16 protein-coding genes are annotated in these 12,641 nt (G+C 41.6%); 7 read left to right on the plus strand and 9 right to left on the minus strand.

The genetic code is table 11. The features are described 5' to 3' along the window. Positions 1 to 102: 102 nt before the first annotated feature. The 6 genes from CHU92_RS08525 to CHU92_RS08545 all read right to left on the minus strand — a co-directional run bounded on the left by CHU92_RS08525 (position 103) and on the right by CHU92_RS08545 (position 5,468). Positions 103 to 729, minus strand: a complete 627-nt coding sequence (locus tag CHU92_RS08525; RefSeq protein WP_094414590.1) for a hypothetical protein — start codon at positions 727 to 729, stop codon at positions 103 to 105. A 5-nt stretch (positions 730 to 734) separates the two neighbouring features. Beyond that, positions 735 to 2,453 carry a patatin-like phospholipase family protein gene (locus CHU92_RS08530; RefSeq protein WP_094414592.1) on the minus strand — a complete coding sequence of 573 codons (1,719 nt, stop codon included), beginning with the start codon at positions 2,451 to 2,453 and terminating at the stop codon, positions 735 to 737. Further along, positions 2,453 to 3,103: a hypothetical protein gene (locus tag CHU92_RS08535; RefSeq protein WP_094414594.1), complete on the minus strand. Its 651-nt coding sequence runs from the start codon at positions 3,101 to 3,103 to the stop codon at positions 2,453 to 2,455. Before CHU92_RS08535 ends, CHU92_RS08530 begins: the two co-directional genes overlap by 1 nt. A 169-nt stretch (positions 3,104 to 3,272) precedes the next feature. Next, a complete protein-coding gene (locus CHU92_RS08540) occupies positions 3,273 to 3,647 on the minus strand; it encodes a DoxX family protein (RefSeq protein ID WP_094414596.1) in 375 nt (124 codons plus the stop codon). A 64-nt stretch (positions 3,648 to 3,711) separates the two neighbouring features. Continuing rightward, positions 3,712 to 3,885, minus strand: coding sequence for a hypothetical protein (locus CHU92_RS15835; protein ID WP_165764619.1), 174 nt, complete (start codon positions 3,883 to 3,885; stop codon positions 3,712 to 3,714). 227 nt (positions 3,886 to 4,112) lie between these two features. Beyond that, a complete protein-coding gene (locus CHU92_RS08545) occupies positions 4,113 to 5,468 on the minus strand; it encodes an NAD-dependent succinate-semialdehyde dehydrogenase (RefSeq protein WP_094414598.1) in 1,356 nt (451 codons plus the stop codon). A 108-nt stretch (positions 5,469 to 5,576) separates the two neighbouring features. On the opposite strand from CHU92_RS08545, the gene CHU92_RS08550 reads away from it, so the two are divergent. Then, positions 5,577 to 6,854, plus strand: coding sequence for an OmpA family protein (locus CHU92_RS08550; RefSeq protein WP_094414634.1), 1,278 nt, complete (start codon positions 5,577 to 5,579; stop codon positions 6,852 to 6,854). Between the two features lie 67 nt (positions 6,855 to 6,921). Then, on the plus strand, positions 6,922 to 7,320 hold the full coding sequence (locus CHU92_RS08555) for a glyoxalase (protein WP_094414600.1): 399 nt from the start codon (positions 6,922 to 6,924) through the stop codon (positions 7,318 to 7,320). 66 nt (positions 7,321 to 7,386) lie between these two features. On the opposite strand, the gene CHU92_RS08560 is transcribed toward CHU92_RS08555, so the two are convergent. The 3 genes from CHU92_RS08560 to fabG all read right to left on the minus strand — a co-directional run bounded on the left by CHU92_RS08560 (position 7,387) and on the right by fabG (position 10,709). Next, complete coding sequence (locus CHU92_RS08560) at positions 7,387 to 7,827, minus strand: META domain-containing protein (protein WP_094414602.1); 441 nt, start codon at positions 7,825 to 7,827, stop codon at positions 7,387 to 7,389. Positions 7,828 to 7,905: 78 nt separating this feature from the next. Continuing rightward, positions 7,906 to 9,933, minus strand: coding sequence for a hypothetical protein (locus CHU92_RS08565; RefSeq protein WP_094414604.1), 2,028 nt, complete (start codon positions 9,931 to 9,933; stop codon positions 7,906 to 7,908). 29 nt (positions 9,934 to 9,962) lie between these two features. Further along, positions 9,963 to 10,709: a 3-oxoacyl-[acyl-carrier-protein] reductase gene (fabG, locus tag CHU92_RS08570; protein ID WP_094414606.1), complete on the minus strand. Its 747-nt coding sequence runs from the start codon at positions 10,707 to 10,709 to the stop codon at positions 9,963 to 9,965. Positions 10,710 to 10,838: 129 nt separating this feature from the next. Here fabG and crcB point away from each other — a divergent pair, with 129 nt between their 5' ends. From crcB to CHU92_RS08590, 5 genes are all read left to right on the plus strand, one after another. Further along, the gene (gene crcB / locus CHU92_RS08575) at positions 10,839 to 11,213 is read left to right on the plus strand and encodes a fluoride efflux transporter CrcB (RefSeq protein ID WP_094414608.1); all 375 of its coding nucleotides are present in this window, start codon (positions 10,839 to 10,841) and stop codon (positions 11,211 to 11,213) included. A 175-nt stretch (positions 11,214 to 11,388) separates the two neighbouring features. Next, positions 11,389 to 11,532, plus strand: coding sequence for a hypothetical protein (locus CHU92_RS15840; RefSeq protein WP_165764620.1), 144 nt, complete (start codon positions 11,389 to 11,391; stop codon positions 11,530 to 11,532). Positions 11,533 to 11,779: 247 nt separating this feature from the next. Beyond that, positions 11,780 to 11,998 (plus strand): hypothetical protein, encoded by a 219-nt coding sequence (locus CHU92_RS08580; RefSeq protein WP_129583037.1) that lies wholly within the window; start codon positions 11,780 to 11,782, stop codon positions 11,996 to 11,998. A gap of 82 nt (positions 11,999 to 12,080) precedes the next feature. Then, complete coding sequence (locus CHU92_RS15845) at positions 12,081 to 12,248, plus strand: hypothetical protein (RefSeq protein ID WP_165764621.1); 168 nt, start codon at positions 12,081 to 12,083, stop codon at positions 12,246 to 12,248. Between the two features lie 40 nt (positions 12,249 to 12,288). After that, entirely contained in the window at positions 12,289 to 12,591 is a 303-nt protein-coding gene (locus CHU92_RS08590) for a hypothetical protein (protein ID WP_094414614.1), read from the plus strand. Positions 12,592 to 12,641: the final 50 nt, after the last annotated feature.

Genomic DNA, 12,641 nt, shown 5'->3' on the forward strand with positions numbered 1-12,641 from the left:
ATCTCCCCGCCGCGAAAGCAGGCGGCGGGGAGGATGCCGCTTCCATCAGGGCTGGCTCAGGCAACAGTGTTTACCTGCCAGCTTTATAAGCCCGGGCAGAAACTACAGCCGGCCACGGAAATGATTTATCCACACAGGATTACTTAACAGGGTTGACTGGTAAATACTGCCTTTATAATCAGGAGCTATGCACAATAGTGATTTTTTAAGGCTGCGGAACACTTCCGCAGGCATTTTGTTATTGATAGTGATCCGGCGTATCACACTGATATCCAGGTCAAACTCAAATACAGGCTGCTGTTCCTCTGCTGCGGCCACTATAATACGGTATTCTTTTTCGGGCAAATAAGGCTGCCGCTTTATGAAAGCAAAGTTTTCGGATGTTACAGAAGCTATATCCCTCATGCTGACATACTGCACTTTGCCATGCTGCACCCCGGGGTGGTTTTGCAGGATCTGGAAAAGCTTTTGCGGGCTGAACTCAATGTAGCAGCCACCTGCACCTGCCGAAAAGGTATTCCAGTGATGTATAGTTTCACCTCCGTGTGTAAAACAAAGAGCATAAATGCTCCGGGCGCCAATGCTTTTGCGGTACACCTCCATGGTTTCCCTGTCGTTATAATCTTCCCATAAAGCCGGGCTTAGCAGCGTGAGCTTTTTACGCACCAGCATATCTATAAGGAACGGTATAGTAGTAAAGCGGTTCAGCTTTTTAAAATCAGTTTCCATAGCCTTTACTTTTTCAGAAGCCCTGCGTCCTCCAGTTCTTTAAAAAGGGCTTCCTCTATAATATGATAAACCTTGTGCTGCAGCACCAGCTTGTTGATAAGGCTCGCCCAAAAATTTTCAAAAAGCCTGTTGAGCACTGTCTCTATACGGTTTTTCACCATCCCTTTGTACTTTCTGCGGAAAGCAGCCGCATCAAGCGATGGATAGGCCGGAAAGGCAAGCGTGGCATCTATACCATATGTATCGCTATCGGCTTTATTGGACTGGGTATGCAGCAGGCGCATATCAGGTATTATAGGGAAAAGCTTCCTGCTTAGCGCATCGCCCTGCGCCTCAAAAAAGCCATACCTGTTTATGGCCTCCGGATGGGGTGCAATACCCAGCCTCTGCACCGCCGAATCCTGTGTTACCGCAAAGTAGTACCTGAGGAAAGCCTGGCAGTTCTGGCGGCCCAGGTAATAATCATGATGACGGAAAGATTTATCCATGAAACCTGCAAAACCACTAAATGGCGCCGAAGCAAGGTCATTTTTTGCCCGGATCAATTCACCATTTCGGAGTTCTTTACGAACAGGAGCAATCAGGAACTTGGTACGGTCATTAAGCTCCAGCGCCTCAAGCAGGCCATCTTGGTTAAACATGACCTGGTTGCGCAATGCCCTGAACATGCCTTTGGCTACCGAAACCATATCGGTTTTAATGTCTTCGCCTTCCACAGCATTATCGTGGTTGGGGAAAGGGTCAATCATTATTACCGCATACTGGTCTTTGGCTACTTCAGGCGCGTTCTTCTCCCGGAGTACCTTCAGCGCAATACCAAAAGGCTCATTGTTTATAAGCCCCCCATCTATCGAACTAAACTGGTAAACAGCGTTTTCTTCCAGTATAGGCGTAATACCCCGCCGCTGCCCAAAAAGATATTTAGGATACCGGTCAACATATTTTTGTGAAATGGCTACTTTTCGTGATTTAAGCCCTATAGGGAAAGCTGCCGTGCTGAGGGTAGCATCTTTGAGGTAACCCATATGCTTGGGATCTGAAAGGTTAAGAATAAAAAAAAGCGAGTTTTCATCTGCCGGTACACCCGAAGGGGTTGTTTCATTGGCCAGCCTGTACCGGAAAAAACCTGCATGGCTGGTGATTACCGTACCACTATTATTACTGCCTCCAAAATCAATCTTGAAATTAATTCCCTGCAAATTGGTTGTAGTCAGCACCAGGTCAAGCGAAGGCGATATATAAGGCGGGCATTGATGCAATTTTTCTAAAACTAAGGCCTTTTCGGCAATACCGTCTATTGGCTTTGTATTGAGGAGTGAATCAGGCTTCTCCCCTTTTTTGAGATCTGTAAGCGAAAGTAGCTTTTCAAAAGTACTTCCTTCAGCATCATCACCCATCTCCACCCAGCTTTGATAAAAACGGTTATTCTTGCCGAAAGGGTTGTCTTTATTTACATATGTATGGCTGCCATCCGCGAGGTTTAGCAAAGCAAGGGAACCATTAATCCCGCCAGCCGACGCGCCGCTCATGACATCAATAGCTACATCATGCATGGGTATAGAAAAATTATACTCAGGATGCTCCGGCCCCAGACGGCGGTTTTTTTCTTTTGCTTTTTCCCAAAGTTCAAGGGTTTCCAGTAAATAATCCATGGCGCCTGCTGTATAGGCGCCTGCTGATACGGCGCCTGCCATGGCTATGCAGATTTTAAATTTTGGCTCCATTATAAACTGATTTGTTTAGTGTCTTTATTTACCCTAAGTTCCTTGGTTAGCGGGACTATCGTAAGGCGTGATTTTACAAAATCATTGCCGCCCTCAAAACTTTGGGATATTCCATATGGGTTTTCTACATCCCGGAGCAAAGTGCCGCTACGGCGGTATAATTCGTCATCGTTGTCCTTTTTTATCCGCGAGGCTATGATTTCAGACAGTCTGGACAGTAGCAGAGCCGAATTGCTAATAGTAGGGCTGGCCTTGAGCAGGGCCTTCATACCTATATTTGTAGCTTCGCCCTTAATTATATCCTCTATTGCCTGGCCTAGATTGCGCATGTCATTGTCATCCTCCATAAACAGGATAGTATAGGTTACAAATTCACCCGGGTTTGCCGGGCCGTAGATTAGGTGTCCATGCCCGTCAAAATCTACAGTATTGTTTTTACGTACCTTGGGAAAAGGCAATATACTAAAGTCAATGGCAGGATTATTGGCTCCGCCCTGGTCTATGGCCATGGAAATAATATAAGGTTCAGAATAGCGAAAGGGCCAGTCCGGGTTCTTTGTTAAAGTAAAATTATTAATTACGATAGCTATTTTATCCTCCATAGGCTCAAAGCCGATAGGTTTAACATAACTTTCAATTGCAAAATTCATAATGTATTATTTAGTTGGTTTTAAGTAGTTAAGATAAGGAAATGTGCCTGATTCTCCTAATCCGGAATATATAAAACTCATTTACCTTCAAAAAATTATGCCGGCATTTTGCTACGCCGGCACTCATAAAGTAAATAGATGTTGAAACTTTGTCCCTAAACAGTTTGTTTTATAATAAAGGCCTGTATTTTTCCCTGTTTTCGTACATGGCCCAAATATTGATAATAAACAACGTGCCGGATATCGGAAGCCCCGATGGCTCTGAGAAAATGTTGGTAAGAAGGATACCGATCATTACGGGTAGGATAATAACAGCCCCTAAAGCCCTGTACCTGTTGGTAATGAACAAAACGCCTCCTACTATTTCCACTATGCCTACCAGGGGCATCAGCCAGGTAATCTGCATAAATGCATCCATTAACTTTAACATGCTTTCCGGCATGTCGTCCGGCATGGGCATGTAATTAAAGAATTTGTTCAGCCCCGCATTGATGAACATCAGCCCGAAAATCAGGCTCACCACAAAAAGGATCTTTTTCTTCATAATCTATTGGTTTAGTTTGTTTAATAGTCCATTGTGACCTTACATAGCGGCTGTTAAGCCTCCTTTAAAGCCCGTTTTCAAGGTCTGAAAAATACCCTGAATGCAACCTGATTAATTTACTTTCCTTGTTATTTCTGTTAAAACCTGTAAAAGTAAATTTTTTATATTCTTTAATTCCCCTATAAATTTCTCCATCAATATCAGGAAAGCACAAACATTTTGATTCAATGATCTCCACCCGCCGTTTACCGGTAAATCTTTTAGTTCAACTTTAGATTTTTCAATATCTACAAATGGTTTTTAATAGGCGTTTGAGTCCCGGTAATGGTATTTTGTATATATTCCGGTTTCATCTATCAACTTCTCTTATATAAAAGTTAAGTTCATAATTATGGCTAATTTACAAAATATAAAGAGTAATGGTAATTATAGACAATACCAAAAAATTCATCAGCAGTAATTTTTTTACTTGTTTATATACACTGTTTTCACATTCACAAACTCTTTCAGCCCATTTTCGGCCAGCTCACGCCCGTATCCTGAGCGCTTAACCCCACCGAAGGGGAGCGCAGGGTCACTTTTTACCATAGCATTAATAAATACCGCCCCTTCTTCAAACAGGTGCAGCTTATCCTTTATATCATCAATATTCCGGGTAAAGAGGGTTACACCCAGGCCAAAGTCTGTGCTGTTGCTTAGGGTGACCGCTTCTTCAAAAGTTTCAAACTTTATTACGGCGGCCACAGGGCCAAATACCTCTTCCTTAAAAACAGGCATATCGGTAGTAACATCTGTTACAATCGTGGGGGCATAAAAAGCCTTATCCCTTTTTCCCCCTGTCAGTACCTTTGCGCCCATAGCCACTGAGCGGTCCACCTGCTTTTCAACATCTTTGGCAAGGTCTAGGCGGGCCAGCGGGCCAATATCAGTAGCTGTATCCAGCGGGTTACCCGGTTTAAGCTTTTCAACCCCTGCCCTGAACCTGTTTAAAAAATCCTCATACACAGAGGAATGCACCAAAAACCGCTTTGCCGCAATGCAGCTTTGCCCGGTGTTCTGCATACGCGCCGAAACCGCCACTGATGCGGCTTTGTCAAGGTCAGCATCCCCAAGTACTATAAAGGCGTTGCTGCCACCGAGCTCTAATACCGATTTTTTTATTTGTGAGGCTGCCACCGTAGCTACTGATATGCCGGCTTTTTCGCTACCCGTGAGCGATACGGCTTTAACTATGGGGTTCTCGATTACCTTTTTAACCTGCTCACCCGAAATCAGCAAATTCTGGTAAATGCCTTCAGGAAAGCCCGCATCAGTGAAAAGGCTTTCCAGCAGCTGCGCGCAGCCCGCCACATTAGAGGCATGCTTAACAACTACGGTGTTCCCCACGATTATAGCCGGAATAGCAAACCTGAACACCTGCCAGTAGGGAAAATTCCAGGGCATTATGCCCAAAATAACGCCCAGGGGCTCATATACTACAAAACTCTCCGCAGCATCCGTATTTACGGGCTTTTCCGCAAGGAAACCGGGGGCGTGCTTTATATAGTATTCGCATAAAAGCCCGCACTTTTTTACCTCTGCGACAGCCTGGGCTATGGGCTTACCCATTTCAAGGCTGCATTTTTCTGACAAAGATTTTTGCTGATTTGTCAGCGTATTAAGTAAATTTTTAACTAATTCTAACCTGGTATTCAGGCTTTTACAGCGCCATTTATTATAGCTGTTATGAGCCGTATCAATTCTCTGAACCGCCTGATTGTCAGTAATATATTCATATTCAGCTAAAAAAGTTAAATCAAAAGGATTGATAATTGAAAACATTGTTTACATTTGTACTAATTTTGTTATAAAAATAACATTTATTTGGTTAGTAATAAATTTATTAACTTTGTCCCCGAAAATAACAACCTACCAAAAACACTAGTGAATATGAAGAGACTTGTACTCCCACTATTAATGCTATGCCTGAGTACTGCCGCCCTGCATGCACAGCAAAAACAAAAAGAAAAAGAAAAAGAAAAAGAAGTAACTGAATCATCTAATTTTAACAGGTGGTCGATAGATATAAATGGAGGTATCAATAAAGCTACTAATCCTATGGCTGATGGATACTATGTTAAAGCCCTGAATTTTTTCCATGCTGATTTAGGTTTCCGTTATAACTTTAATACCAAGTTTGGTTTAAAGCTACAGGGAGGCTACGACGTGCTGAACAACGGCACGAATTCACTCCCATTTGAAACAAAAATTATATCCCTTGGTTTACAGGGATATGCCAACTTAGGCCGGATCATGGAATTTGAGACTTTTACACAGCGTTTCAATGTATTAGGGCACCTTGGTGTAGGTGTAGCACAAATGACCAGCGACCGTTATGATGGGCAAGACCACATAGGGAATTTCCTTATTGGCCTTACTGCCCAGTACAGATTATCAAACCGCATCGCGCTAAATGCTGACGTGACCATGTATAATAATTTCCACCATGATAAGACATGGGATGGTTCTGAATACGACAAAACCTTAAGCCAGGGATTTGACAGTACATTTTATACTGCTACCCTGGGATTATCAATTTATCTTGGTAAAAATGCGCAGCATGCTGACTGGTATATTGGTGAGAGGGCTGACGAACTGGAAGACCTCGAAGAAAGGCTGGCGGAACTTGAAACCATGATGGATGATACTGACAAGGACGGTGTACCAGATTATCTTGATGCTGAGCCTAAAACCATTACCGGTGTGGCGGTAGACAGCAAAGGGCGTACAATTGACAAGAACAATAACGGCGTGCCTGATGAACTGGAATCATACATTGAGAACAAAAACAAGGAAGTTGTTGCCGGAGTAAATGCGGAACTGGCTGACCTGATTAATGGCGGATATGTGAATGTTTATTTTGATTTCAATAAAGACCAACCTAATTCACAATCCGTTAACGGCATTAATTTCCTAGTAAAATATCTCAAAGAAAACCCAACCGTACAGGCCGATGTAATAGGCTACGCTGATGAGATTGGCGATACTGAATACAACAGGAACCTTTCTCAAAAGAGGGCTGAAAACGTAAAACAGATACTTGTTGATGCAGGTATTGATGGCAACAGGCTAACTATCAAGAACAATGGTGAAGATACAACTGTTAACAAAAAATCAAATTACGCAAGGCAGATTGTACGTAGGGTAACGTTTATGCTAAAACAATAAAATTATACATTTAACAAAAAAAACCTCTGCAAACACAGAGGTTTTTTTATACCTTTAAAGAAAAACCATGAATAACAGAGACAGCAGCCTGATTGCCTTAAGAGGCGGTGCCATAGGTGCAATATATCCCCAGTCCTCTCATGATGAAATTTTCCAGAACCAAACCCTACGACCGATACTTAAACTACAGAATGACCTTTTTATTGAAGCTTTCCTTAATTATGTCAATAAGCAAAAAAGTAGCTTTTTCCAGCTGAGTACAGAAAAAAAACTACAGTACATCGAAAATGCCATACAAAAAGATATTAAATTCAGAAACGCCCTGAAAGGAATGGTATTGGCGCTATTTACTGTTGAAGAATTCCGTGATTATACATTAAACTCATCAAACCTGAACAAAAGAATGATGAATATGCTTATAGAAAGGCTTAAGGACCAGGTGCAGCTACTGGTTAATAATAAATAGAAAACGTCCGGCAAATCATCCGGACATTTTTTATGATGTATTATCTCATTTTTTATGATGTATTATCTACTGTTGGTCTTTATTTCGTGGCACAAATACCAGAACTTCCGTAACACCATTTAGTAAGGTGAGTTTACCTGTATCAATTTTTGCAATCTTCGCTTTTTCCAACGCTGCAAAAAACTCATTTTCATTAACGCCTTCACAGGCCATTTTTGTGGAAGTTAGAGGCCCCATATTAATACCGCCTTCAGTATTGAGGTTATAAGGGCCGCTAAATCTATTGCAACCACCTTTTCCCATCATTTTATTGTCTGCCGTAAAAGTTACATAAGGCAGCCCCCTGGAAAATGCCGAAGGATTAGCAGGGTTACCGTTGATGGCAGAAAGCTCCCAGGTACTGCCTGTAAGTATGGCACGTGGGTCAACCTCTTTAGTACTGCCACATGCTAAAGCTATTAACACTGTGATAGCAATAAAAATAAAGTTCCTGATTATAGTTTTCATGATGAATAAATTTAGGTTACCCAAATTTAATCATTTCATGTAGGATTTTTTTCTTTTATTAAAAATTTAAGACTTGTATTACAACAGCCCATTATACTTCCTTATAAACCATTCTGATGCGAGTGCAGCAGTTATAATTATTAAGAGCCATACCCAGTCAATCAGCGGAGTACGCCTGATTATTTCTTTTTGAACTTCTTTATAATTATCATTATTGACAAGCGCGTTAGTCAGCTCATCTGTCTGGCCGGGATAAAAAACCCTGCCATTTGTGTTATCAGCTACCTGCTGCAAACGGTTAAGGTCGGGATTGACAAATTGCTTTTCAATTTCAAAATCCAGTACTTCAAATGCGCCGCTATATGTGGTATTTGATATGTTTTCTTTTACTGTAAAACTGTATTGCCCCGCAGCAAGGCCGTCAAAGCTGACTTTATATTCACCGCTTTCCTTAAGAAAATCGTATGTTTTAGACTGGTTTGTTTTTTTATTTTTAAGTTGGATAGTAAGCCTGGCATTATCATCAAATTCATAGTTTTTATTAAAATATTGTGCGGTCACGGCTATAACTTCACCTGAATTATAAAAACTTTCATGATTTACCACTAAAGATTTTCTTTTTGAATTTGAAGCAAGGAATTGTATTGCTTTATCAATAAAGATGTCAAACTTGTCAAATGATGTATTGGCGAGATGGCTTTCAAGGCGCCATCTCCAGATGTTCTCACCAAGAAGAAAGGCATTTCTTGAAGCGCCGGTCTCTGAAAAGACCATTAAAGGATTCTCCGTCTTTACATTCCTGATCCGTGCCTGGAGTAGTTGGGCAGCACCTGGTTTAACAGTAATAGTGCCAAAAGGATGTAACAGTGGGGGAAAATTTTCAAATCCGATGTTCTCCACGGCAAACAGGTTAAACTGCGGGTTATAATCTGCCGAATATTCTTCATGCTGCGAACTCATCCGGAAGGTAAGTTGTTCCTGGTACTGGTTGAGCAGGTTAAAATCAGTATGTACCCCGGTAATAATTAAAGTGTTAAGGCCTGCATTTTTATTCAGTTCCAATAGCTGCCTGAATGACGCGTCAGGCTGGTAAAGTATCATTATGTTGTAATCCCGGAGCGATTTTACCTCGCCGGGTTTTACTATAGTTACCTTGCGCTGCTGGTTACTTTCAATAGCGCGTTTAAGGGCGCCTAAATCAGGATGGTTTAGAGACGATACCAAGGCTACTTCAGACCTCTGGTCTATAACTTCTACAGCAAAATTCTTTACATTATTATATTTGTTCTTTTCAGCCTCTGTTGATGAAATAACTGCCTTAAAAGTTTGTACGCCTACGCGCTCCGCATTAAGCAATACTGATATTGTCTGTGCCCTCCCGGAAGGGGAAAAAGTTACTGCCTGCCTGCTCAGCACTTCGTTGCCCTGCACAATGCTGAAGCTGGCATCAATGCTTTTGTTCCCGTTGTATTGAAGAAAAACTTCAACCGGGAATTTGTTTTTAAGAAACGCATAGCGGTTTACGTTGAGCTGGTCTATTTTAAGGTCGAGAAAAGTTGTAGTGTCACCCAGCACTACCGGGTATGCCTGCATATTTTCGCTAAAGCTATACACATAATCATTACCAATGGTCTGGTTGCCATCTGTGAGCAGGACAACAGGGTAAGCATTGTTGCGGTATAGTTGCCTCAGGTTTTGCACAGCATTATCTATAGCCGTCTGCTTTCCTTTAAAATTGGGGTTGCTGCTGCTTTCAAAGCCTTCATCAAAGGTATAAAGCTGTACATCAAACTTATTTTTTAGCTTGCTGCTCTCCCCTATCCTCGATGCCAGTATTTTTGCCACGCTATCCTGTCCCAGTACCGCTATTGACGATGAATTATCAATTAGTACCGGTAATGGTGTTTTTGAGGTTTCAAATACCTTCCTGCTTATAACAGGATTAATTAGCAGCAAAAAAATGGAAAACAGTGTTGCAAAACGTAAAAAAGCCAGTAAAAAGAACAGCCTGCTCTTTTTACCGGCTTTAAAAAGATATTGGTAAAACGATAAACCGAATGCTACAAGGGCTGAAAGGATCAGTAGCAGTACTGTTGATGTAGTCATTATAATTTATCGCAGTTTTTATTGTTTTATTATGTCAGCATTCCTCCGTCAACATTTATAGCCTGGCCGGTAACATAAGCCGACATGTCGCTGGCAAGGAAAACACAGGCATTAGCAACATCCTCAGGAGTTCCCCCGCGCTTAAGCGGAATGCTTTCCCTCCATCCTTTAACCACGTCTTCATTTAGCTTTGCAGTCATTTCGGTTTCAATAAAGCCAGGATTTATGGCATTGCAACGGATATTGCGCGACCCCAGTTCCAGTGCAACAGATTTGGTAAAACCGATAACCCCGGCTTTAGAAGCGGCATAATTTGCCTGCCCCGCGTTACCCTTGACACCAACTACCGAACTCATATTGATGATAGAGCCTGAACGCTGCTTCAGCATAGTTTTCTGTACTGCCTTGGTCATATTAAAAACCGATTTCAGGTTAACCTGTATTACTTTATCAAAATCTTCCTCAGGCATCCTCATAAGCAGGTTGTCTTTAGTGATGCCGGCATTGTTAATCAGTATATCTATTGTGCCGAATTCGGCAAGTACGTCATCTATTAGCTTTTGTGCCTGTTCAAAATCAGCGGCGTCACTCTGGTAACCTTTTGCTTTTATTCCTGTGGCGGCAAGCTCATCTTCAAGCACTTTGGCAGCTTCTGCGGAAGCACTGTAAGTAAAAGCGATATTGGCACCATGCTGTGCAAAAACCTGAGCTATGCCACGGCCTATACCCCTGCTTGCACCGGTTATTATTGCCGTTTTTCCCTGTAATAGTTTCATGTTATTGTTCCGTTTGTTCTATTGTAAAGGGCAAATATAATAAAATGTTTAAGCTTACATAGGCTATTTTAGGTGAGGAAATTTATAATGTTATTAACTTTGCCTTTTCATAGCTGTTAACAATACTACATGAACCTATTCAAAACAGTGCTACTTGTAGGATCCGGAGGGGCAGCCGGGAGTATTCTCCGCTACTTAACAGGCCGGGTTATAAGCAGGTATTGGCCTATATCGTTTCCTTTAAGTACTTTTATAGTAAATATAACCGGTTCATTTCTTATTGGTATGCTGGCGGGCTTTGCGCTTAGGTATCAGTATACTGACAATATTAAATTGCTGCTCATTACAGGGCTGTGCGGTGGCTACACTACATTTTCGGCATTTACCTTTGAAAATTTAAACCTTCTTCAGTCAGGTAATATTAAAACGGCACTGCTATATAGTACCTTCAGTGTCGTAACCGGAGTGGCGGCTACATGGGCAGGATTGTGCCTGGTGAAATAGTCCGGAAAGTTTCATTACACGAAATTTCCGTTTCGCTACAAATTTGATTTTCAACTATTAAAGTTTTATTAAAAAGTAGTTGCGCATAATAAATCATTATGTAATTTCACACTGTGAATGAGCCAAAACGCTGGCATCAGGCACCATTAAATCAATAATTAAAACCTGTAAAACAATGAAAATCATCAAATTTTTCTTAGCGATGCTCACCGGGTTCGGAATCATCAGGTTACTTAGCTTTGTAGCTGAAGTTGATGTAAATGATGAAGAAGAATATGAAGTTTATGACGATGAGGCTGAGTACCCACTTTTTGTGTAATATAAATTACATACAAAATCATAAAGCACCTTTTTAAGGTGCTATACCTGTTTATATCCCCTGCTGATATTTACTATCCCCTTTCCCTTTTAACATTTCACTTATCCTCCTTAACAGTTATCCATAAAGTAAAGTTAAACCCTTTATTTATGGGGAAATTTTAAGACACCCTTAATAGTGTCCCCCTTATTCATTGGCTAATTTAGCAGTACATAAAGGTTTTTACAGCCTTATAAACTACGCTGCTATGACAACACCTGATAAAGATCAAAAGAGCGGAAACAACGGCTCCTATCATCAAATGAGGCCGGGAACTGACTATGCCGGAACTGATCCTGAACGTTACGAACACCTTATGGATGATGAAAATGATACCGGGGGTACGGATGATGATGACTACAAGAAAAAACCCAAGAACCACACGACCACTGATGAAAGGCTGCTGAACCTCGACAGGGGCGAATGATAATAATAAATAAAAATGCTATGATACCATCAAAAGGAAAACGGGGAAATGAAGAGGACAAATGATCGGCAAGAACGAATCTATGGAAGACAGTAAAAGGAACTGGGATTCGGGCAATGATCCTGACAGGAGCAATGTTGACCATAACAAGCCTCAATTTGAACGCAGCGACATGAACGCCGACCAGGAAAAACGTGCCGGCAGCGGCGGTAGCGGAAAAACATCAGATAAAAACCCGGGAAACCGGTAAGCGGATTTGTCTTTTAATTATTAATCATAAACAACAAGTAATGAGTAACAAAAAAGTTATTTTAGGTGTAGCAGCGGGAGTTGCAGCCCTAGCAGTTGCAGGTGTTATCTGCAAGAGAAAAGGTTATTTTGACAATCTTTCAACAGGAAACTGGGGAAGTAACCTTAAAAACAAATTGAACAACCTGAAAGATACTGCCATGCAAAAAATGGGCAGCGAATCAGGTAACGGCGGTGAAACCAACACTCAGGGAGCTACTAAAAGCACCACCGGAAAGAGTACTGCCAAAAAAGGTAACAGCATGGATACCGGTGATGCAGGAATGAACCCGGCAACCGCTTAATGTATTGCACATATGCATTTAATAAAGCTGCCTTCTGGCAGCTTTATTTG

The organism is Flavobacterium cyanobacteriorum (assembly GCF_002251835.1).
GTDB classification, from domain to species: Bacteria; Bacteroidota; Bacteroidia; order Flavobacteriales; family Flavobacteriaceae; genus Flavobacterium; species Flavobacterium cyanobacteriorum.

What these genes read in the sequence shown, in the direction of transcription:
- CHU92_RS08530 (WP_094414592.1), bottom strand. Translation starts at nt 2,453, where the DNA reads ATGGAGCCAAAATTTAAAATCTGCATAGCCATGGCAGGCGCCGTATCA.
- CHU92_RS08580 (WP_129583037.1), top strand. Translation starts at nt 11,780, where the DNA reads ATGACAACACCTGATAAAGATCAAAAGAGCGGAAACAACGGCTCCTAT.
- CHU92_RS08590 (WP_094414614.1), top strand. Translation starts at nt 12,289, where the DNA reads ATGAGTAACAAAAAAGTTATTTTAGGTGTAGCAGCGGGAGTTGCAGCC.
- CHU92_RS08565 (WP_094414604.1), bottom strand. Translation starts at nt 9,933, where the DNA reads ATGACTACATCAACAGTACTGCTACTGATCCTTTCAGCCCTTGTAGCA.
- CHU92_RS15840 (WP_165764620.1), top strand. Translation starts at nt 11,389, where the DNA reads ATGAAAATCATCAAATTTTTCTTAGCGATGCTCACCGGGTTCGGAATC.
- CHU92_RS15845 (WP_165764621.1), top strand. Translation starts at nt 12,081, where the DNA reads ATGGAAGACAGTAAAAGGAACTGGGATTCGGGCAATGATCCTGACAGG.
- crcB (WP_094414608.1), top strand. Translation starts at nt 10,839, where the DNA reads ATGAACCTATTCAAAACAGTGCTACTTGTAGGATCCGGAGGGGCAGCC.
- CHU92_RS08540 (WP_094414596.1), bottom strand. Translation starts at nt 3,647, where the DNA reads ATGAAGAAAAAGATCCTTTTTGTGGTGAGCCTGATTTTCGGGCTGATG.
- CHU92_RS08550 (WP_094414634.1), top strand. Translation starts at nt 5,577, where the DNA reads ATGAAGAGACTTGTACTCCCACTATTAATGCTATGCCTGAGTACTGCC.
- fabG (WP_094414606.1), bottom strand. Translation starts at nt 10,709, where the DNA reads ATGAAACTATTACAGGGAAAAACGGCAATAATAACCGGTGCAAGCAGG.
- CHU92_RS08560 (WP_094414602.1), bottom strand. Translation starts at nt 7,827, where the DNA reads ATGAAAACTATAATCAGGAACTTTATTTTTATTGCTATCACAGTGTTA.
- CHU92_RS08535 (WP_094414594.1), bottom strand. Translation starts at nt 3,103, where the DNA reads ATGAATTTTGCAATTGAAAGTTATGTTAAACCTATCGGCTTTGAGCCT.
- CHU92_RS08545 (WP_094414598.1), bottom strand. Translation starts at nt 5,468, where the DNA reads ATGTTTTCAATTATCAATCCTTTTGATTTAACTTTTTTAGCTGAATAT.
- CHU92_RS08525 (WP_094414590.1), bottom strand. Translation starts at nt 729, where the DNA reads ATGGAAACTGATTTTAAAAAGCTGAACCGCTTTACTACTATACCGTTC.
- CHU92_RS08555 (WP_094414600.1), top strand. Translation starts at nt 6,922, where the DNA reads ATGAATAACAGAGACAGCAGCCTGATTGCCTTAAGAGGCGGTGCCATA.